Raw genomic sequence first — 19,614 nt, 5'->3', positions numbered from 1 at the left:
GAAACTTTCAGCTTCTCATCGTGAATGTCACGAGGTGGCAAGGTGTCACAAGTCTCGAGAAGGAAATCGGCCGGTCACCGGCCTCGAAAACGGTCTTCTCGATCCGGTAGACGGGTTGCGAGGATGGAATGGCGAGGATCTGCGCTTCCTCGCGGGTGGCGAAACCGACATCGAACTGTCGCTCGGCACCGGCTGGCTGGATGTGCATGCGCTCGCGCAGCGTAGTGAAGAAGGAACCGCCGTCGCGAACAGGCTGGATAGCGCCTTCCAGTCGTTCGGCATCGAACCACAGCGTCTCCAGCGTCATGGGACGGCCATCCACTTCGAGCACGCGCTCGAAGCGGGCAAGCCGTGCCGCCGCAAGGCGTCCGCCAGCGGCGGCGGCATTGTCGTCTATCCCGAAAGACAGAATGCTATGGCTGCTCCTGCGACCAAGGCCGCTCATCGTTTCCGTGAAGCCGGAAAGGGTCACCAGCGTCTGGCGAACCTTGCGCGGTGCGACGAGCGTGCCTCTGCCTTGTTGCCGAACGAGGTGTCCCTCGGCACAAAGCTCCGAGATCGCGCGGCGGAGCGTGATACGGCTGACACCATGCGCCGCGCAAAGTTCAGGCTCGGCGGGCAGGAACCCGCCTTCGCCAAGAACGCCGGATTCGATATCCGCCAGAATTGCACGTCGCACCCGCTCATAGAGCGGTATCAGCTGTTCATGCTCGTCCATCAGCCATCCGTGTCAGTAGGAGATCTTCTTCATGTAGCGTCGCGCTTCCAGCATTTCGTGCTTGCGCAGTTCGGCGATCTTGTAAGCGAAACGCCAAAGGGTGTCGAAGAAAATGAGCGGGACGACATTGCCACGGAATTGCGGATCGATACCGTCGAGATCGAGCTTTTCAGCATCGAGAACAAGAATCTTCTCCGCCGAGCCGAAGCGGTGGAGGAAGGTGTCCGCCCGGTCTTCAAGCGCACGGGTGCTGTCCAGCCCCTTCATGAGAATAAAGGCGCGGTCCTTGTCGAGCACCTCGAACGGACCATGGAAGAACTCGTTCGCATGGATCGCCTGGCTGTTGATCCACTGCATTTCCATCAGCACGCAGATGGAGAAGGAATAGGCTGCGCCGTAGCTGGCGCCGCTGGCGACGGTGTAGACGACGTTCTCTTTGGCAAAACGCGGGGCGTAATCATCGAAAAGCGGCGCGAAGACGAGCTGTGCCTTGTCGATTGCGACCTGAAGCGCGGCGAGGCTTTTGATCAACGGCTCAGTCAGGTTTTCGCCGCCGGTGAGCGCGACGACGCCCATGACAAGCTGGTAGATGCGGGAATAGTTGCTGTTAACGGCATCGATCGGAACGCCGGTCGTGTAGGGGGCCTCGAAGCCGACGACATGATCGCAAGCATTTGCGAGCGGCGAACCCGGCTCGACCGTCAGGCCGATCGTGGTTGCACCCTTTGCACGGGCGAATTCGGCGGCGGCCGTCGTTTCCTTCGTCGTGCCGGTCATCGAGCACAGGATAACCAGCGAGCCGGGACCGAGCAGTTTTGGTGCGCGGGCAACGAATTCGGCAGCGTTATAGACATCCGAAGCAATCGCCGCATGCTGATCCAGCAGGAATTTTGCAGGATGCATGATGGAAAGCGAACCGCCGCAGGCAACGAAGAAGACGTGGTGGATTGCGCTCGCGTCAAGGGCACCAAGGGCTGCAAGCACCCCTTTGTCGAAAGTGGATGGCAAGGTCATTTTAAAGCCTTTCTCGATATGACGTTATAATACGTATTATTTTTTTGCCGGGACGTGTCAAGCGCAATTGACAGGCTTGAAACAATTGTGCGAACGTTCTCTTAAATGAGCAAGAGGGATGGGAACGAGCATGACAAACGAACCATTCGTTCTGGCGTTCGGCGACAACGTCGTCGATTGCTACAGTGACGAAAAGGTCATGTATCCGGGTGGAAACTGCGTCAATCTCGCAGCGTTTGCCCGTCGTGCCGGTGCACGCTCCGCCTATGCCGGAGCCGTTGCCGACGACGCAGCCGGACGTGCGATCCGCGATGCGCTGGCCAGAGAAGGGGTTGACGTTTCACGCCTCCGCTTTCTGCCGGGCGCGACCGCCTACTGCGTGATTGAGCTTCAGGATGGCGACCGTGTGTTCGCAGGGGCCAATCTCGGTGTTTCGATTATCGCGCCCGAGACGGCCGATCTTGAGTTCGCCCGCCAAGTCGACGCGCTGCATACCGGCCGTTCGAGCCATATCGATGCGTGGATACCGTTGATCGCCGGGCTGACGCGCGTTTCCTACGATTTTGCGACGATCCGCGACAGGGCTCACATCGCACCGCTGGCGAAGCATTGCTTTCTTGCCGCCTTTTCCGGTGGTGATCTCGGGCGCGACGATGCCCTCGCGCTTGCTGAATTCACCCGTGATGCTGGCGCGCATTGGGTTCTGGTGACGCTCGGCGACCGTGGTGCGTTACTGCTCGGTGCCTGCGGGCTGAGCGTTGTACCCGCTGCCATTGTCGCGCCGGTCGATACGCTCGGAGCAGGTGATAGCTTCATTGCGCGCACGCTGGTCGGACTTCTGCGCGCGGAAGCGCCGGAGGAAGCCCTCGCCGCTGCCGCGCAGACGGCTGCCCTCACCTGCCTCGCCAAGGGCGGCTTCGGCCATGAAAGTCCCATGGACGTCGATATTTCGACCGCCATGACAATTGATGAAATCTATCGCACGACGAAACCGGCCCCCAGTCCGGTGGATGCCTGAAACGTGCGCTGGAACGCCATGCCCAGGGAAGGGCCTGGCGTCATGCCTGCCAGCGCAAGACCTGCACTGGTTCGAGATACAATGACAACAACAAACCCTGATCAGAGGAGGGGCAACATGACCACTTTGAAGACGACGCGCCGCGGTGCAATCGCTGGCGGACTGTTCCTTGCATCGGCTCTCCTGTCGGCCCCGGCCGTCGCCGAGAACGTGACGATACGCATCGCGACCGTCAACGCGCCGACCAGCGAATCCTACAAGGGTGCGATGGCCGCAGCCGAACGCGTCAAGACGCGGACCGAAGGCCGTGTCTCGTTCCAGGGCTTCCCCTCGGGCCAGCTTGGCAGCACGACCGACTCCATCGAGCAGGCGAGCCAGGGTCAACCCGTCATGACCTTCACCTCCGCCTCGTTCCTGTCGACGTTCGGCGTGCCGGAGCTTTCCGTCGTTGAAGGCCCCTTCATGGTTTCCAGCACGGATGAAGCCGAAAACATTGCGTTTTCCCCACTGATGCAGGGCTTCTACGACCGTCTTGCGAAGGACGCAGGCATTCGCCCTGTGGCGCTGAACTGGTTTGACGGTCCGCGCCATATGATCGGCGACAAGGGCTATCCGGCGCCGACGGACCTCAAGGGCGTCAAGATGCGTGTTCCCCCCGTCGAAAGCTGGCTGAAGACCTTCCAGCCTCTCGGCGTCGTCGCCACCACTGTCGAAGCGGGCGAAGTCTATTCGGCGCTTTCCCAGGGTGTTGTCACGGCTGCAGAAAGCCCGCTGACCGGCCTTCGTGCCTCGGGCTGGCAGGAAGTCGTCAAGCACATCACGCTGACCGGTCACTTCAATCTCTTCACCGGATGGGTGATGAGCGAGGCGGTTTACGCGAAGCTGAGCGACGGCGACCGCGCCATTCTGATGGAAGAGTTCAAAACCGGCGGTCAGGACCTGACGAAGCTGTCGGCCAAGCTCGAAGGCGAAATCCGCACGGCGTTCGAAGCACAGGGCGTGACCTTCCACACCGCCGACATCGAGGCCTATCGCAAGGCCACGGCCGGATACTATACGAGCTTCCCGAAGTGGCCTGCGGGTCTCTTCGAACAGGTTCGCGCGGCGGCGGTGGCCAAGTAAAGGGCCGGTTGGTAATCTGAAGGAAGGGCGGAGGCGCTTGCACGCCTTCGCCGCCACCCACGGATTTTGGGAGCGTTCAATGCGTAGTCTGATCCGCCTTTTCGGCGTCGCGCTTCCGGCGGTGACGACCGGAGCGATCGTCCTCGTGGTTTTCGCGGATGTCATCGCCCGCAATTTCTTTCAAGCCCCCATTCCCTGGGCACACGATCTCGCGGTCGTGATGATGGCGGTCACGGTCTGGTTCGGTCTTGCGGGCGCCTGCATGTCCGACCAGATGTTCGGCATCGCCACCGTCGTGGAGCGGTTGCCGCCGCGCTTGCAGATGGCCGCGATGGTTGCCGCCGATCTGTTGACGATCCTGATCGCCGCCGCCGTTGTGCGGGCCGCCTATGCACAGATCTCCACCGCCCGCTTCACGACGTTTCTGGCGCTCGGTTGGCCGAAATGGATCATCGCGGCCTTCATTGCCGCCGGCATGATCATGATCATCATCGTGCGCCTTCTTGATATCGTTGCCCGCCTGCGTGGGGAGAAGAATTTCCAATGACCCTGACCGCTATCGCCTTCGTCGTTCTGCTGCTGCTCGGGCTGCCGGTCGGTTTCGTCATGCTCGGCGCCTCGATGATCTATTTCTTCCAGAACCCGATGATGGCGAGCATCGTCGCGCAGCGCATGGGTTCGGCGCTCGAATCCTTCCCGCTGCTGGCCGTGCCATTGTTCGTGGTGGCCGGTTGCGCCATGGCGCGCGGCGGCATTGCCGACCGGCTTTACGGCTTTGCCGAAACGCTCGTCGGTCACTGGAAGGGCGGGCTGGCGCAGATCGCCGTGGTGAACTCGCTGTTCATGGGTGCCATGTCCGGTTCCGCCAATGCGGATGCCGCCATCGATGCGCGAACCATCGTGCCGGTGATGCGTCAGCACGGCTATACCAACGCCTATGGTTCGGTGGTCAGCGCCGCATCAGCCCTGATCGCGCCGATCATGCCGCCATCCATCGCATTGATCGTTTATGGTCTCCTGACCGATACCTCGATAGGGCGCCTGTTCATGGGCGGCGTCATTCCAGCCTTCTTCATCGCCGCCGCGTTGATGCTGACCGTGCGCTGGTGCGCACGCCGCCATGGGCACACGCAGGCGAGAACGGAACGTGCAAGACCGCGTGAAATCTGGACCAAGGGTCATGCAGCACTCTGGGCGCTGGCCATGCCGGTTCTCTTGCTGTTTGGTCTGAGGACCGGCTTTTTCACGCCGACGGAACTCGGTGCATTCGCCGCGCTCTACGCATTTTTCGTCGGCGCCGTCATCTACAAGGGCCTGTCCTTTTCCGACAGCTACGACCTGCTTCGTGAATCGGCGCTAACGACGGCGGGCGTCATGTTCATCGTCGCTTCCGCCTCGGTCTTCTCGCTGATCCTCAGCCTGGAACAACTGCCGCAGATGCTGGTGTCGCAACTGCTCGGCATTTCGGAAAACAAATATGTCGTTCTGATCGTCATCAACATCGCGCTGCTTGTTCTCGGTACGATTTTCGAGGGATTGGCGATCATCATCATCCTGGGCCCGTTTCTGCTCGATGTGGCGACCAGTCTCGGCATCGACCCCGTTCATCTCGGCGTCGTGCTGGTCTTCAACACGGCCATCGGCTCGGTCACGCCGCCCATCGGCACGGTGATGTTCACGGTCTGCTCAATCACCAAATGCTCCATCGAGGATTTCTCAAAGGAATTCCTGCCGTTTCTCGCAGTCCTTGTCGGTCTTCTGCTGCTCTTCACGCTGGTGCCGCCAATCATCACATTCCTGCCAAACGTGCTGATGTAAGGTGGTGTGCGGCCAGCTACATGTCGGACGTGCTCAAGGGGCGCGCAAGGGGGGTGCGGATAAAAAGTTGGACTGTTTTAAATGCTCAGGCCGAGGCTCTTACGATATTCGACCGGGCTGAGTGATCCCAGTGATATTTTGATGCGCGTTTCATTGTACCATCGGATGTAGGCGTCCACCTCTGCCACGAACTGCTCGATCGTGATGACCTTCCAGTCTCGTGGATAGAAGAGCTCGGTTTTCAACCGACCGAAGAACCCTTCGCACGCGGCGTTGTCTTGCGAGCAACCCTTTCGAGACATCGAGCGAACCAGTCTTGCTTCGCTGATACGGGTTAACCAGCCGGGCCATCGATAATGAGCTCCGCGATCAGAATGGATGATTGGCCGTTCCTCGCCGTTGGCGACGGTTTCGATGGCTGCATCCAGCATGGTGTTGACGAGACCTGCATCCGGTTGGGTTCCGATGGACCAGCTGATGACCATGCCGTCAAAGCAGTCGATGATGGGCGAAAGGTACACCTTGCCTGCTGGGATCTGGAACTCGGTGATGTCTGTCAGCCACTTCACGTTCGGCGCTTCTGCATGGAAGTCGCGATTGATCAGGTTCTCGGGCGCTGGACTGATCTCTCCCAGATAGGATCCAAACCGCCGTCGACGCGGCCTGGCAACGACCAGCTGCTCCTGCTTCATCAATCGCTGGACAACCTTTTCCGAGATTACCACGCTTTGTCTGGCCAGCGACGCCTGCAGTCGTCGATAACCGTAGCAACGACGGTTCGTTTCAAAGATCTCAGCTAGGCTGTGGCGGACGGCGGCATACTTGTCTGCCAGGCACATGCGGGCGCGATGGTAGAAGTAGGAGCTGCGGGCAATCCGAAGCTGGGCAAGCAGCTCTGGCAAGCGATAAACTTCCTTAAGGGCGTCAATCAGTTGGGTCTTCTCCCGATTACTCAGGATCTGCAGATCGACGCCCAGGTCTTTTTTTAGGAGTTCGTTGGCCTTCTTCAGGAGATCATGCTCGAGTTGTAACTGGCGGACATCACGCTGGAGGGCTTCAAGCTGTCGCTCGAGCTCTTCACGTTCAGGCAGCTTGGGGTTGGATTTGCGGCGTTTCATGGATGAGGGAGCCTCGTGACCGAGTAGCTGATCTTTCCAGCTGTACAATGTCGGCCTTGAGACGCCCAGTCGGTCAGCTACCTGTTGAGCGCTTTCATCTCCACTGCATAATCCGATGACCCCCGCTTGCCGGACCTCTTCGGAATAGCCAGGGTGCCACGATCGACCGACCATCGATGTCCGCGCCTCCGGAAACGCCTCACGAACCCATGCGGTTAGAGTTCCTCGACCGGGATAGCCGAGCGCCCTCATCGTCGCAGAGATGCAACGATCATGGGTGCGAAAGTGCTCAAGTGCCGCCTGCCTCTGAGCCTGTGAATATTTTGGCGCTCGCGCTACCGGCTGAGTACGCAGGTCGAGATGCTGTAGGTACTCGCGGTACCAGCCCCTCAGCGCATTCTTGGTGGGATATCCCAGCTGGCGAATGGTCGCGTTAAGCCGCTTGCCAAGCCGGATATAGAGCTCAACCGCTCGAAGTCTGTCTGCGTAGGAATACATGAACTACCTCCTTGGTGGTCCAAGTTTTCGTCCGCACCCCCACCGGCTCACTTCTGCGCGGAAACCAACAATTGCTGTCCCAGACGGCGTCGGCCTGCACATCGCCGCTCTGCACCATGAACGGTTTTGGTTTCTTTCCTTTACCGGCGGCGATGGCGGCCATGGTTCTGCCCGAGGCAACCGACGTGTTGTTTTCGTCAAGGATGGCGGCGCCGTTTTCATCGACCGAGAAGTCGTCGCGATGCTTGATCAGCAGCCAGTTCGTCCGTTTGCCCCCGTCACGGTCATTGCGCATCCGCACCAGCACGAAGCTGCCATGCAGCCGCTCCCCTTCAAGGGTAAACTTGAAGTCGCCCTTGGCGAGAGCCTGCTCGGGCGTCCTGTTGCCTTCCGGCTCCCAGTAGCCGCGGTCCCAGAGCATGACCGTGCCGCCGCCATACTGGCCTTTGGGAATCGTGCCTTCGAAGTCACCATAGTCCAGCGGGTGGTCTTCCACCTCCACGGCCAGACGCTTGTCCTGGGGATCGAGAGACGGTCCCTTGGTCACAGCCCAGGACTTGAAGACGCCGTCGAGTTCGAGGCGCAGGTCATAATGGAGCCGCGTGGCGTCATGCTTCTGGATGACAAAGCGCCGGCGGTTTGAAGCTTTCAGCTTCGTTTTTCCGCTTGGCTCCTGCGTCTTCTGAAAATCGCGTTTCTGCCTGTAGGTCGAAAGCTTGTCGTTGGCCATGGGTATCCCCGTAAATAATCAGCCTGCCGTCCCTGATGGAATGAGGCGTGGGCAGGACAGAGAGAGGCGCTCAACTGCCCAGCCGAAAACAGGAGCACCGCCCACTATCTCAACAAGCAAAATCAATTATTCCAGGTTTTGTTCCGAGGGGGCGGAGGAGGGCAAATGGCTCGTCTTCAGCCGTACTTCCCCAAGAGCGATGGTCGCCAGCGCGTCGATGATCGACGCGTTCTGAGCGGCATCATTTTCGTCAACCGCAACGGCCCAGGTGGTGCGATGCGCCAAAGGAATATGGCCCTTCCAAGACGCTTTATAACCGCTGGAAACGTTGGGGTGACAAGGGCATCTTTCTCCAGATGATGGAATGCTTGGCTGTGCCCGAGGCTGCAGAGCGCATGAACATCATGATCGACGCGACCTATCTCAAGGCCCACCGCACGGCTTCCAGCCTGCGGGTAAAAAAGGGGGCTCAGGCCGCCTGGGCGCACGAAAGGCGGCATGAACACCAAGCTTCATGCCATAACGGATGCGATTGGTCGCCCGATCATTTTCTTCATAACGGCCGGTCAGGACAGCGATTACACCGGTGCCGCCGCCTTGCTTGATGAACTTCCCAAGGCCAAATGGCTACTGGCCGACCGTGCTATGATGCCGACTGGTATCGTGACGCTTTACAGGCGAAGGGGATCATCTCCTGCATTCCGGGTCGGAAGTCCTGCAACAAAGCCATCAAATACCGTAAACGCCGGTACAAACGGCGCAACCGGATCGAGATCATGTTCGGGCGTCTCAAAGACTCGCGGCGTGTCGCTACCCGCTACGACAGATGCCCAATGGTCTTCCTCTCCGCCACCGCTCTCGCTGAAACCGTTATCTTCTGGCTCTGATCAACGAGTCCTGAACCTAGGAAAGTCCCGAACGCTTTAGGTGTCCGAAAACTGCTGCATTTGATTGGTTCTACAAGTTTTCGGGTGCGGGGCGTCTCATAGCATTTCCACCCCACCCTGTCTCCTGCAAGGCGTCGAAATGGTTGGGGGCCACGCACGTCAGGGCAAATAATGTAACCCGGATGTTCCTTCCTCTTGAAAATCGCGGAATATCTGCCGAGTTAGCCGGATGCTGCGCGCTCGTGACGGAGAACAATAGGTTGGCGTGCCATGCTTCAACCGCCTGCTTGACGGGGCGCAGAAACCGGCGGTTATCGTCTATTTGAGAACGGAGGGCTGACGCCTTTTGATGCTATTTTCCATCCGAAGAGAAGGGTCGCAAGACATAGTCGCGACTAATCGTGGAATCATGGGCGCCGGTAAGATCAATCCATCCCGCATCCCGCCCAATGACGGCGCCAATCATGACAAACAGGGCGACCATCATCAAAAGGATCAAGGAAAACAAGACAGGTGGCAGCACTCTTTTGCACCCGAAAAGAAATATTGCAAGGGCGTTGGCTCAATGGAGGGTCGGACAGCCCGAAGACTGGCCGACCCTGCAGCGACGTGACTTCTGGGCACGTACTCATTGCAATGCAGGATTCGCCGGTGTTCTTCAACCCTCTATCGATCAGCATACCGGAATTGGACATGCGAACCCTACCAACGGATTGCCCCATCTTGCTGACACCACCCAGTCGGGTCTTGCCTCCCGTAGAGTGCTGCCTGGGCACAAGGCCAAGCCAGGCAGCAAAATTCCGGCCGCTCTTAAATGCGCGAAGATCTGGAGCAAATGCGAGGATCGCGCCGACGGTCACGGATCCGACGCCGGGAGCAGTGCAAAGTCGACGCATATCTTCATTCGCTTTGATCGCTTCTCGAAGTTTCAGCATCAGCCCGTCGATTTTCTCGGTCAGCAGCCTGATCTGATCCAGGTAAAGCTGGCCCATCTCTCTAACTCCAGTAGGAAGATCATTTGTCTCATCGGCCAGAATTCCCACTACCGCAGTGAGATTGGCGGGTCCTTGAACAACGATGATCCCGAATTCGCCAAGATGTCCACGCAGCGCATTGATGAGCTCGGTACGATGGCGCACGAAGCACTGGTGCGTTCGAAACGCCACCGCTCGGGCTTGATGTTCAGCCCTTGACCTCGACATAATGCATGTTCGCTCGTTGTGCAGCCTCGATCGCCGCTGCATCGGCTGTGTCGTTCTTCTGACGTTTGACAAACGGCTTCACGTAGATCGGAGGGAATCAGCCTTACATTATGGCCACAGCGTTGAGCAAAGCGGCCCCAAAAATGGCCGGTGGCACAAGCCTCCCGCTCCCCCTCGCGTACAGTCGCCCTGTTCTCCTGTCGTGTTTTTTAAGGTTGCCGGTATTGCCGGCGGGGTTAGCCTTGAACCGTCGCATCTTTCCAACGGGTAGCGGCATAGATGCCCGGCGCTTACGAGGAGCGTCGGGCCTCATTCTTTTTGAAGACTATAAGTTACAGTTGAAACGTAAGCTTCGCGCAACCTATCTGCGCTATCTTCTATTCCAACGACACGAATGCCAAGAACAGGCATCATAGAATGCAGCGGCGTTGCGAATAGCGCCTAAGCGTGAGCTCGTCACCCCGCCAGGTGACGGGCTTTTTTGTTCTCACCTGTGCCCAGGAACGTTTGGTTTTTTAGCGAATTGAAACATTGCCGTCGGTGTTCCAATTCCGCAGCGGCGCGAGGCCCGCTCGATTAATCTCCAACGAGATCGGCGGGCCTCACTTTTTTGAGTGCGACGGGAAGCGTTTCCCGAGCCATTGTAGTCTTGGAGTGCCCGTTTCGGCGGACATGCCAGTTTGATTTAGCCCTGATGAACTGCCGAGGGGAAGCCATTTTGAGCGCGGATGGGGATGGATTTCGTTACTTGATCTCGCCGTGCGACGCTCGATCAGATTTGTCGACTGAAGCTTTGCCCAGTGCTGCTTGGGAAAGGTCATGTAAGCGAGGACATCCTGTTCGGCACTATCCATCAGCGTAGCGAGTTTCGGAACCTTCGGCCTGATCTGGTCGGCGACACTGCGCCATTGGGTGCTCGCCGCCGCTGGCGTGTCCTGAGCAAATGCCGTGGCAATGAAGGCGGACACGACGCGACGTCCGCTCTTTCCGGCTTGGACCAAGGCATTGCGCATGAAGTGAACCATGCATCTCTGCCAGGTTGTGATTAGGCATGGAGTAAGGGGTCTGACTCAATCTTGATGATGTTTTAGATTCCACTGGCCTGGTTTTTCACGGAGAACCAGCGCCATGCGAGCCCAGTTTCGGCTTTCCGATCTGATCCCAGCCGAGCTGACGTCAAGTCAGTGCACCACACATCCGATGCGATGGTCATCGCCGCATACGGTCATTCCCCAGGTTGCAAGTGTCCCGAATGCGGTACGACCTCCCATCGCGTTCATAGCCGCTATCCTCGGATGATCGCCGATCTGCCGTGTGCGGGCCGAAGGATCGAATTGCATCTGACGGTCCGACGCTTCGTCTGCAATGTCGTCCATTGTCGCCGAAAGATTTTCGCCGAGCGTTTCGGTGATGGCGTGATCCGACCGATGGCCCGCCGCACGGCACGCCTAGAGACCTTAGTTTACCATCTCGCTTTGGCATTGGGTGGTCGGCCAGCAGCACGGTTCGCAGATCGTCTCGGGTTACCGGTTAGCAATGACACGCTGCTTCGAACCGTTCGCCGATATGATCGCCCACCACCACCGCCGCCAAGCGTTATCGGCATTGATGACTGGGCGTGGCGTAGCAATCACCGATATGGCACGATTATCTGCGATCTGGAACGGCGAAAGACGATCGCGTTGTTGCCCGACCGAGAATCCTCGACCGCAAAGGCCTGGCTGGTTGAGCAGCCGCAAATCAAAATCGTCGCAAGAGACCGCGGCGGCGGATGTGCACAGGCCGCTGCGCAAGCCCTGCCACAGGCCGAACAGGTCGTCGACCGCTGGCATCTCATGGAAAATGCTAGCCACGCCTTTCTTGACGCCGTTCGCAAGTCGATGCGGCAGGTGCGCCTGGCAGTTGGAACAGCAACCGTAAGCCCTAAGCTTCTGACTGCCGCCGAGCGTTTGCAATATGAGGGCTATCTACGGCGTGAAGAGACTAACTCTGTCATTCGTGGGCTCGTCGGCGATGGCGTGTCCATCAAGGAAATCGTGCGCAGAACAGGACATAGTCGTAAGCTCGTTCGCAGTGTCATCCGTGGTCAAAGGACCGACATCTTCCGAGTCCGGCAAACTTCGCTCGAACCACACCTCCCGTGGCTCGAAGCGCAATGGGATGCCGGATTACGAAACGGCGCTGAACCTTGGGCGGCAGCTTGGCTGGCTGGTTTTGGCGGCGGTCTCCGCGTCGTCACGGAATGGGCAACACGACGAAGAAGGGCCGAAAAGGCCGAGAACGGCTCGGTCACGCGCCAGCAGCACGCACCATCGTCCGCCTGATGACCCTTGAGCGCAACAATTTGACCAAGGCGCAGACGATGATGGTCGCAGCGATTGAGGAGCAGCTACCAGACCTTGTCGACGCAAGAAATGTTGTGGAGAGCTTCCACGAAATGCTGCGGCGCAAGTCTAAAGATGATCTGGACACATGGATCAACTGCGCCGCAGCAAGCTTAATCTCTCCATTCGCGAACGGCGTTATCCGCGATAGAGCAGCGGTTCAAAATGCAATCACTTCAATTTGGTCGAACGGCCCGACAGAGGGCCACATCACCAAGCAAACTCATCAAGCGCCAGATGTACGGGCGCGGGAAACTGGATTTGCTTGAGGCACGTATCGTCGGAGCACCCTGATGTCATCGAAATTGCGTCAGACCCCCCGTTACGACGCCGATTGACAATGACGCTGATGGGCGCCGAAGCCAGCAAGGGAAGCCGCGAGGGCCAGTGAATTGAGCTAACGCCGGGTCTAGCGGGTCAGCCCCCAGACATAACCCAATAGCGCGGCAATACTTACGGCTGTTAGCGGACGCTCCCGAATGCGGCTCTCAGCGTCGCGAACTGCGGATCGGGCTTCCGCCTTCATCAGTTCGACACCGCCCTCGGCGATTTCAAGCAGGTTTTCCCTCAGTCGGGCGACGTCCCGACGCAAAGCGCGGACTTCCTCCCCGGCATCGAGAACCTCAGAGTCAATTTGCGACTGGCTCTCCAGTGCGGCGTCGACGCGTGGGTAGTCCCGATCCTCTGCAAGTTCCGCGGCGCGCGCTGGGGAACCTGCGTCTGCGGTCTCCGCTCGGCCCGCCGGGATCGAGGTGATCGTTGCAGACACGGGATCGGAACCAGGGAAGGTGGCCTCTAGCCCCTTATCGAGGGTGCCGGCGCTCGCTGCGGAGCGCTGCCGCTCCTGCTCCTCGCGCATCAACTGGACGGCTGGCGAATTGTTCGGTTCGGACATCGTGTTCTCCGTTCGAGAGGTAGAGTTCATGCGGTCTTGCCCGTCGACAGCGCGCTGGCCGAGCGAAGGAAGTCGTCTTCTTCGCTCGGCACTTTGCCATCGGGCGTAAGGTCGTCCACGGCCTTCGGCAGATCGCGCGTCAACCGATCGAGGATGTCCTCGCGAGACAGGCCCGTCTTGGCCGTGAGTTCGTCGAGGACGTCCGGGCCGAGAGCCTCCGAGAGCTGTCCTCGCTCAATGGGAGCGTTCGGTCCCGGCTGGACCCACGTATCTGCCTTGTCGCCGTGGCCGTTCTGCTGAAACGTCTTCAGAAGGTCGCCCAGGCCGCCGCTGAGGATGCCGCCGGTCGTCAGGCCCCCGAGTAGGTCTCCAAGGCCGCCTTGTCCCCCAAAGAGACCACCCAGGCCGCCGTCCGCCTTATCGGTCGGGCGAGAGGCGTCGCCGCTTTGAGGCTGCCGGTTCTGAAGCCCGCGCAGCACCTCCGCGATCTTGTCACGGTTCTGGTAGCCTGCCACGGCGAGCGCTCCCAGCAGCGCTTTCATAGGTCCACTCATCATTGATCTATCTCCTGTGTTAGCTTCTTCCGGTGTGTTGCCGCTCCGTGGAACGACAACACTGGAAGAGGTCTCACGTTCCTCACTCCTTCGACGGAGGGGGGCGGACACGGGGTCCTCGCCTCATGTTCACTTCACCGGCGGAGACGCCTTGCCGAGCTTGAGCGCGGGTTCGCGCCCCCAGACCCGAAGCTTGCCGAGCTCAGACACGAAGGCGGCAAGTCCTTCTTCGCCGGGAAGGATGATCATGCCCTCGTCGAGGACATCGGTGATCCCGGCTTTGACGAGCAGCGGGAAGGCGCTCTCGTCGTAGCCGATGAACTTGCAGTGCTGGAATGCATCCGCGACGAAGTCCCGCGCGGTCGCCTCCTTTACCAGATCCTCGATCGCGGCGGGCGAGGCGAGGACGGCAACGGCGTCGAACAGCACCGACGGACCACCGTCGATCATATGCTGGGCCTCGATCCAGGAGCCGTCGGACGCGGTCACGCCGCCGACCTTCGGCGCGATCAGCTCGACTAGAGCCTTCTCCTTTTCGATAGCGGTCTTCAGCCCCTTCAAGAGCTTCGCATCGACCCCGTCGGTGACGAGCACACCAAGCTTGCGGCCCTCGAACCGCTTCGGACCACGCTCGACGATGCTGAGGGCAGGAGAGGGCTCGAGATCCTGGCGCGTCGGCATGGCGGCGTCCGCTGCTTTCGGCATCGTCTGGATCCCGAGCTTCTGCGCGACAGTGGTCGCGAGCGTCTCGTCAATGTTCAGGAGATGGGAGATCATCCGCTCCCGGATGGCGACCGTTTCCACCTTGCTCAGTTCGAAGGTCAGCGCCATGGCGATGTGCCGCTGCTCCGGCGGCGTCTGGCTGAGAAAGAACTGGCGAGCCTGGCTGTAATGGTCGGCGAAGCTCTCCGGGCGCAGCCGCACCTTCGAACCGTTCTCCTCGGCAGGGAAGTGGCGATAGCCTCTCGACGGAGATTCGCGCGGACCTTCACCAAAGGAGTTCGGCTGGTAGTTCACCCGGCCGGCCGGGTTGCGCATCGCCATGTGCCCGTCCTGCTGAAAATTGTGGAAGGGACACTTCGGTGCGTTGATGGGAAGGTGCGTAAAGTTCGGACCGCCAAGGCGCTTTAGCTGCGTGTCGAGGTAGGAGAAGTTGCGGCCCTGAAGCAGGGGGTCGTTGCTGAAGCCGATGCCCGGCGGCACATTCTGGGTCATGAATGCGACCTGCTCGGTCTCCGCGAAGAAGTTGTCCGGCATGCGGTCGAGCACGAGACGGCCGATCGGCTTCACGGGCAGGATTTCCTCAGGGATAATCTTCGTCGGATCGAGCACGTCGAAGTCGAAATTGTCGGCAAACTCCTGATCGAAGAGCTGCACGCACAGCTCCCATTCCGGGAAGTTGCCGGACTGGATCGACTGCCAGAGATCGCGGCGATGGAAGTCGGGATCGGCCCCGTTGATCTTGACCGCTTCGTTCCATGCGACGGACTGCAGGCCGAGCTTCGGCTTCCAGTGGAACTTGACGAACGTGGATTCGTCCTTTTCGTTGACAAACCGGAAGGTGTGGACGCCGAAGCCTTCCATGAAACGAAAGGAGCGAGGGATCGTCCTGTCGGACATAATCCACATGACCATGTTCATGCTTTCCGGCGTCAGGCTGATAAAATCCCAGAAATTGTCGTGGGCGGTCTGCGCCTGCGGGAAGGCCCGGTCAGGTTCCTGTTTGGCAGCGTGCACCATGTCGGGGAATTTGATCGCATCCTGGATAAAGAAGACCGGGATGTTGTTTCCGACGAGGTCCCAGTTGCCTTCCTGCGTGTAGAACTTGACGGCAAAGCCGCGAACGTCGCGCGCCAGGTCGGCGGAACCCTTGTTGCCTGCGACGGTTGAGAAGCGCACGAACACGGGCGTCTTCTCGCCTGGTCGCTGGAAGATGTCGGCGCGCGTGACGTCCGACAAGGTTTCGTAGGTCTCGAAGAAACCGTGGGCGCCATAGCCACGCGCATGCACCACGCGTTCCGGAATGCGCTCGTGGTCGAAGTGGAATATCTTCTCGCGAAAATGAAAGTCGTCGACCAGAAGCGGACCTCGCGGGCCGACTCGAAGCGAGTTCTGGTCGTCGGCGACCGGCCCGCCCTGCGACGTGGTCAGGACGTCGGCGCCATCCTCCGCGATCTGATGCAGCTCGCCGCCCGCGCCGCGGTGAAGCTGCTGGTCGTGAATGGTGACGGTGTCGGTAGATGAGGTCGAGCAGGAAGCCCGCGTCGTGCGCTTTGCCATGGTTGTCCCCGATGATGGTGGCCGGATGTCAAAAAAGGCCGTCTGGACGGCCTTCTCGTGAGTTCAGATGGTTTAGGCTGCCTTGCTTTTGCCCTTGGCATTCGCAGACGCCTTTGCGAGCTGCGTCAGCTTCTTGTCCGTCGCTTCCTCTTCGGCAAGATTTGCCTGAAGGAGCGGCACGGCATCCTTCAGACCGAGCTGCTTAGCCCACTCGATAAGAGTGCCGTAGCGGGCGATCTCGTAGTGCTCGACCGCCTGGGCGGAGGAGATCAGGCCAGCGTCAAGAGCCGGAGATTCCTTGAACTCCTCGATTATCTCCTCGCCTTCGGCGATGATGCCCTGGATGGCCTCGCAAGTCTTACCTCGCGCCGGCCTGCCGAGCAGTTCGAAGACCTGCTCAAGGCGTTCGATCTGGCCCTGCGTCTCGTCGTGATGCTGAAGAAAGCCTGCTTTGCCTTCTTCCGACTGCGCGGCGCGGGCCATTTTCGGAAGGGCCTTCAGGATCTGCTTTTCAGCGAAATAGATGTCCTTGAGCGTATCGAGGAACAGGTCGTCGAGTGTCTTGGTGGCTGCCATTTCATTTCTCCCTGTTGATGATTTCTAACTTAACGATGACTGCGATCAGTCGAGCAGGTCGGCCGGTACCTTGCCGCCGTTTTCCGACAGCTTCTTCATGAGCGCCTTGTGAAGGAAGGTATTCATTTTCGCGCTGTCATGGGCGTCGCCGGAATAGCCGAGTTCCTGAGCAAGCTCTTTGCGCTCTTCGAGGCTCGCGTCCATGTCAAGCGCCTTCATCAGGTCGACGATGGAGTGCCGCCAGTCGAGCTTCTGGCCTGACTTCTTCACGGCTTCGTTCAGAATGGTTTCGACATCGACGGAGGAACCGCTGCCGGCCGACTGAGAGGGCTGCGCGGACGACGGGGCTGCAGGCTGGGTTGCGGAAGACGACGAGCTTGCCGCCGGAGCGGCCGCGGTCGTCGACGGTGCGGGCGACGAAGACATTGTGGAGGCCGGCGCGGAAGAAGACGGTGAGGTCGAAGATGCGGACGAGTTTGATCTCTGCGGAGCAGATGCAGCATGTGCTTCGCCAAAGATTGCGTGCTTGATACGGTCGAAGATGCTCAAAGTGATCCTCCTTGTCTGAGCGGGTGAGGACGTGGCCTGAAACGGAGCTGCGATACTTGGCGTACCGAAATCACCACGAAAGGATTCATGAGCCTGTCGTCCCAATAATCACGTGTCCGTGAGTGCCATTTAACGCGGTGGAGGCGTCAAGGTTCCGCGCCCTGAACGAGTGGGAATAAATTTCGTCGCCAGCACCGATGACAACGTCTTATCACCTCCGTGATCGACCCACAGCGTCCAGCCTCTCGACCTGCTGACAAGGCGGTATTGTTTCGAAAGAACAAGCACTTCGTAGCCATGCCAGCGAATCCTGTGTCCCGAGGTAGCCGTGAATCCGCAGTCTCCCGATCATCCACCGCGCCAGGAACGAGCGGACGTCTTGTCGGGAGGCTGTCGATAGGCGTCGTAACGGGACCCCTTATCGGCTCCCAAAAGGGGCTCTGACGACTGATGTGAACACCTCAATTGACGGCCCGCTACCCGCGCCCCCTTCCGGGCATGCCACGTCGCGTCCGACATCAGGCTCGGTTCTGAAGAAGCTTGGCCCTGGCCTAATCACTGGAGCCGCCGACGACGATCCAAGTGGGATCGCAACCTACTCCCAGGCCGGCGCGCAGTTCGGCTTCAACATGCTTTGGACCATGTTGCTGTCTTATCCGCTGATGTCGGCAATCCAGCTTGTCAGCGCCAGAATTGGCCGCGTGACCGGATCGGGGCTGGCGGTCAACATGGGTGCCATCTGGCCGAAATGGCTCGTCACCGGGTTGGTCTGTCTGCTATTCGTTGCCAACTGCATCAATATTGGCGCGAACCTCGCGGCGATGGGTGCGTCGGTCGAGCTCGCGACGGGCATGCCGAGCCTGCCGATCACCATCTTCTTCGCCCTCTTGTCACTAGGGCTGCAGATGTTCATTCCCTATGAGCGATATGCCAACATCCTGAAGTGGCTGACGCTGGTCCTGTTCGCCTACATCGCCGTCCTGTTTGTGGTGAAGATCGACTGGATGGCGACGTTGAAAGGATTTGTCTGGCCAACCTTTGCCTTGAACAATGACAGCTTCACCGTGGTCGTTGCGATCCTCGGCACGACGATCAGTCCTTATCTATTCTTCTGGCAGTAGAGTCAGGAGGTCGAGGAGATCGATCGCAAGGAGGAAGCCAAGCCGCTTGAGGAGGCACCGCCTCAAGCTCCGAAAGAGCTGAACCGGATCGAGCTTGATACCCTCGCGGGGATGGCCGTTTCCACGATCGTCGCTGTCGCGATCATGATTTGCGCGGCCGCGACGCTGCACGCCAACGGAAAGACCGATATCAACTCGGCCGCGGATGTCGCCGAAGCGCTGAAGCCGATCGCCGGCAATTTTGCCTTTGTCCTCTTCAGCCTCGGCATCGTTGGGACGGGGCTGCTGTCGATCCCGGTTCTGGCTGGCTCTGCGGCATATGCCTTCGCCGAAACGCAGGACTGGAAGGCGGGTCTCGACCACAAACCGTGGGAAGCCGTGGGCTTCTACGGCGTTATCGTGGCGGCGACCCTGTTCGGACTCAGCCTCGAATTTGTGCCGCTCGATCCGGTCAAGGCGCTGTTCTGGAGTGCCGTCATCAACGGATTTGTCGCCGTGCCAATCATGATCGCGATGATGATGGTCGTCAGCAGCAAAAAGCAGATGAAGGAGTTCACGGCTCCCATTGCCATGAAGATCTGCGGATGGGCGGCGAGCGGCGTGATGGGTGTTGCAGCGGTCGCGATGCTCATTGACTGATGCATGAGCCTTCAGGTTAATTGGCATTTTATTAATATTGTCGGCATCTAATAAACAAACGCGCTGATCGTTTTGCGCTGTATTGCGTTTCGCTTGCAGAACTAGGATATCGAGATGCCGAACTCAGGTGATACCGTGCTTGTCGTTGAGGACGAAGCTCTCATCCGCTGGAATATCGTCGATGCCCTGGAAGAGGCTGGTTTCAAGGTCCTCGAAGCCTGCAATGTCGTCGACGCAGTCGCGATCCTTGGCGTGGTTCCCGACATCATTGCGGTGTTCACCGATGTCGACATGCCAGGCCCGAAAGACGGGTTGGATCTCGCGCAAGTGGTGAGTACCGACCGACCCGACGTCAAAATTCTCGTCGCCTCTGGACGCCATCGCCCCGCGAATACCGACCTCCCAGCAGAATGCCGCTTCTTCGCCAAACCCTATAGCTGCGCGAACGTCATTGCCAGTCTGAACGAGATGCTCTCGGCCGCATAACAAAC

16 protein-coding genes and 5 pseudogenes are annotated in these 19,614 nt (G+C 59.3%); 9 read left to right on the top strand and 12 right to left on the bottom strand.

Annotation, left to right across the window (positions count from 1 at the left end):
• Window positions 1-7: 7 nt before the first annotated feature.
• Entirely contained in the window at window positions 8-718 is a 711-nt protein-coding gene (locus tag BTN45_RS25785) for a UTRA domain-containing protein (RefSeq protein ID WP_052821139.1), read from the bottom strand.
• Between the two features lie 12 nt (window positions 719-730).
• Window positions 731-1,732 carry an SIS domain-containing protein gene (locus BTN45_RS25780; protein ID WP_052821138.1) on the bottom strand — a complete coding sequence of 334 codons (1,002 nt, stop codon included), beginning with the start codon at window positions 1,730-1,732 and terminating at the stop codon, window positions 731-733.
• A gap of 130 nt (window positions 1,733-1,862) precedes the next feature.
• Between BTN45_RS25780 and BTN45_RS25775 the strand changes: the two genes are divergently transcribed.
• The 4 genes from BTN45_RS25775 (at window position 1,863) to BTN45_RS25760 (ending at window position 5,690) form a co-directional block, all read left to right on the top strand.
• The gene (locus BTN45_RS25775) at window positions 1,863-2,750 is read left to right on the top strand and encodes a PfkB family carbohydrate kinase (RefSeq protein ID WP_052821160.1); all 888 of its coding nucleotides are present in this window, start codon (window positions 1,863-1,865) and stop codon (window positions 2,748-2,750) included.
• 117 nt (window positions 2,751-2,867) lie between these two features.
• Window positions 2,868-3,872 (top strand): TRAP transporter substrate-binding protein DctP, encoded by a 1,005-nt coding sequence (gene dctP / locus BTN45_RS25770; RefSeq protein WP_052821137.1) that lies wholly within the window; start codon window positions 2,868-2,870, stop codon window positions 3,870-3,872.
• 79 nt (window positions 3,873-3,951) lie between these two features.
• Window positions 3,952-4,419, top strand: a complete 468-nt coding sequence (locus BTN45_RS25765) for a TRAP transporter small permease (protein WP_052821136.1) — start codon at window positions 3,952-3,954, stop codon at window positions 4,417-4,419.
• Window positions 4,416-5,690: a TRAP transporter large permease gene (locus tag BTN45_RS25760; RefSeq protein WP_052821135.1), complete on the top strand. Its 1,275-nt coding sequence runs from the start codon at window positions 4,416-4,418 to the stop codon at window positions 5,688-5,690. The genes BTN45_RS25765 and BTN45_RS25760 overlap by 4 nt, the downstream gene beginning before the upstream one ends.
• Before the next feature lie 77 nt (window positions 5,691-5,767).
• Here the strand turns inward: BTN45_RS25760 and BTN45_RS25755 are convergent, their stop codons facing one another.
• The 3 genes and pseudogenes from BTN45_RS25755 to BTN45_RS26525 all read right to left on the bottom strand — a co-directional run bounded on the left by BTN45_RS25755 (window position 5,768) and on the right by BTN45_RS26525 (window position 8,321).
• A complete protein-coding gene (locus BTN45_RS25755; RefSeq protein ID WP_082186163.1) occupies window positions 5,768-7,306 on the bottom strand; it encodes an IS3 family transposase in 1,539 nt (512 codons plus the stop codon).
• Between the two features lie 70 nt (window positions 7,307-7,376).
• A pseudogene (locus BTN45_RS25750) lies at window positions 7,377-8,036 on the bottom strand (DNA polymerase ligase N-terminal domain-containing protein); the annotation flags it as partial.
• 126 nt (window positions 8,037-8,162) lie between these two features.
• Entirely contained in the window at window positions 8,163-8,321 is a 159-nt protein-coding gene (locus tag BTN45_RS26525) for a hypothetical protein (RefSeq protein ID WP_246751760.1), read from the bottom strand.
• Window positions 8,322-8,534: 213 nt separating this feature from the next.
• On the opposite strand from BTN45_RS26525, the pseudogene BTN45_RS26520 reads away from it, so the two are divergent.
• Together BTN45_RS26520 and BTN45_RS26515 are read left to right on the top strand one after the other, a co-directional pair.
• Window positions 8,535-8,705, top strand: a pseudogene (locus BTN45_RS26520) (transposase); the annotation flags it as partial.
• Window positions 8,660-8,923 carry a transposase gene (locus BTN45_RS26515; protein WP_225339658.1) on the top strand — a complete coding sequence of 88 codons (264 nt, stop codon included), beginning with the start codon at window positions 8,660-8,662 and terminating at the stop codon, window positions 8,921-8,923. The pseudogene BTN45_RS26520 and the gene BTN45_RS26515, both read left to right, overlap by 46 nt.
• Before the next feature lie 425 nt (window positions 8,924-9,348).
• Here BTN45_RS26515 and BTN45_RS26510 read toward each other — a convergent pair whose 3' ends face one another.
• A complete protein-coding gene (locus tag BTN45_RS26510) occupies window positions 9,349-9,819 on the bottom strand; it encodes a transposase (protein ID WP_225339657.1) in 471 nt (156 codons plus the stop codon).
• A gap of 1,053 nt (window positions 9,820-10,872) precedes the next feature.
• A pseudogene (locus tag BTN45_RS25735) lies at window positions 10,873-11,165 on the bottom strand (transposase); the annotation flags it as partial.
• 204 nt (window positions 11,166-11,369) lie between these two features.
• Between BTN45_RS25735 and BTN45_RS25730 the strand changes: the two are divergent.
• Window positions 11,370-12,803 (top strand): annotated as a pseudogene (locus BTN45_RS25730) (ISL3 family transposase); the annotation flags it as partial.
• Between the two features lie 115 nt (window positions 12,804-12,918).
• Here BTN45_RS25730 and BTN45_RS25725 read toward each other — a convergent pair.
• The 5 genes from BTN45_RS25725 to BTN45_RS25705 form a co-directional block, all read right to left on the bottom strand.
• Window positions 12,919-13,404, bottom strand: coding sequence for a hypothetical protein (locus tag BTN45_RS25725; protein WP_052821343.1), 486 nt, complete (start codon window positions 13,402-13,404; stop codon window positions 12,919-12,921).
• 26 nt (window positions 13,405-13,430) lie between these two features.
• Window positions 13,431-13,961: a YidB family protein gene (locus tag BTN45_RS25720; protein ID WP_052821344.1), complete on the bottom strand. Its 531-nt coding sequence runs from the start codon at window positions 13,959-13,961 to the stop codon at window positions 13,431-13,433.
• Between the two features lie 126 nt (window positions 13,962-14,087).
• Window positions 14,088-16,238, bottom strand: coding sequence for a catalase C (catE, locus tag BTN45_RS25715; protein WP_052821345.1), 2,151 nt, complete (start codon window positions 16,236-16,238; stop codon window positions 14,088-14,090).
• A gap of 72 nt (window positions 16,239-16,310) precedes the next feature.
• Complete coding sequence (locus tag BTN45_RS25710) at window positions 16,311-16,814, bottom strand: ferritin-like domain-containing protein (RefSeq protein ID WP_052821346.1); 504 nt, start codon at window positions 16,812-16,814, stop codon at window positions 16,311-16,313.
• A 45-nt stretch (window positions 16,815-16,859) separates the two neighbouring features.
• A complete protein-coding gene (locus BTN45_RS25705) occupies window positions 16,860-17,363 on the bottom strand; it encodes a DUF3597 domain-containing protein (protein WP_082186164.1) in 504 nt (167 codons plus the stop codon).
• A 530-nt stretch (window positions 17,364-17,893) separates the two neighbouring features.
• Between BTN45_RS25705 and BTN45_RS25700 the strand changes: the two are divergent.
• Together BTN45_RS25700 and BTN45_RS25695 are read left to right on the top strand one after the other, a co-directional pair.
• Window positions 17,894-19,123: pseudogene (locus tag BTN45_RS25700) on the top strand (Nramp family divalent metal transporter).
• A 114-nt stretch (window positions 19,124-19,237) separates the two neighbouring features.
• Window positions 19,238-19,609, top strand: coding sequence for a response regulator (locus tag BTN45_RS25695; protein WP_038595187.1), 372 nt, complete (start codon window positions 19,238-19,240; stop codon window positions 19,607-19,609).
• Window positions 19,610-19,614: the final 5 nt, after the last annotated feature.

It is taken from the genome of Rhizobium sp. ZX09 (genome assembly GCF_017357485.1).
Lineage (GTDB): Bacteria > Pseudomonadota > Alphaproteobacteria > Rhizobiales > Rhizobiaceae > Agrobacterium > Agrobacterium pusense.
Note: the sequence above shows the minus strand (reverse complement) of the source record. Positions and strands in the feature narration are given on the sequence as shown.

What these genes read in the sequence shown, in the direction of transcription:
- BTN45_RS25725 (WP_052821343.1), bottom strand. Translation starts at nt 13,404, where the DNA reads ATGTCCGAACCGAACAATTCGCCAGCCGTCCAGTTGATGCGCGAGGAG.
- BTN45_RS25775 (WP_052821160.1), top strand. Translation starts at nt 1,863, where the DNA reads ATGACAAACGAACCATTCGTTCTGGCGTTCGGCGACAACGTCGTCGAT.
- BTN45_RS26515 (WP_225339658.1), top strand. Translation starts at nt 8,660, where the DNA reads ATGGCTACTGGCCGACCGTGCTATGATGCCGACTGGTATCGTGACGCT.
- BTN45_RS25780 (WP_052821138.1), bottom strand. Translation starts at nt 1,732, where the DNA reads ATGACCTTGCCATCCACTTTCGACAAAGGGGTGCTTGCAGCCCTTGGT.
- BTN45_RS25785 (WP_052821139.1), bottom strand. Translation starts at nt 718, where the DNA reads ATGGACGAGCATGAACAGCTGATACCGCTCTATGAGCGGGTGCGACGT.
- dctP (WP_052821137.1), top strand. Translation starts at nt 2,868, where the DNA reads ATGACCACTTTGAAGACGACGCGCCGCGGTGCAATCGCTGGCGGACTG.
- BTN45_RS26510 (WP_225339657.1), bottom strand. Translation starts at nt 9,819, where the DNA reads ATGCGTCGACTTTGCACTGCTCCCGGCGTCGGATCCGTGACCGTCGGC.
- BTN45_RS25760 (WP_052821135.1), top strand. Translation starts at nt 4,416, where the DNA reads ATGACCCTGACCGCTATCGCCTTCGTCGTTCTGCTGCTGCTCGGGCTG.
- BTN45_RS25755 (WP_082186163.1), bottom strand. Translation starts at nt 7,306, where the DNA reads ATGTATTCCTACGCAGACAGACTTCGAGCGGTTGAGCTCTATATCCGG.
- BTN45_RS25720 (WP_052821344.1), bottom strand. Translation starts at nt 13,961, where the DNA reads ATGATGAGTGGACCTATGAAAGCGCTGCTGGGAGCGCTCGCCGTGGCA.
- catE (WP_052821345.1), bottom strand. Translation starts at nt 16,238, where the DNA reads ATGGCAAAGCGCACGACGCGGGCTTCCTGCTCGACCTCATCTACCGAC.
- BTN45_RS25695 (WP_038595187.1), top strand. Translation starts at nt 19,238, where the DNA reads ATGCCGAACTCAGGTGATACCGTGCTTGTCGTTGAGGACGAAGCTCTC.
- BTN45_RS25710 (WP_052821346.1), bottom strand. Translation starts at nt 16,814, where the DNA reads ATGGCAGCCACCAAGACACTCGACGACCTGTTCCTCGATACGCTCAAG.
- BTN45_RS25765 (WP_052821136.1), top strand. Translation starts at nt 3,952, where the DNA reads ATGCGTAGTCTGATCCGCCTTTTCGGCGTCGCGCTTCCGGCGGTGACG.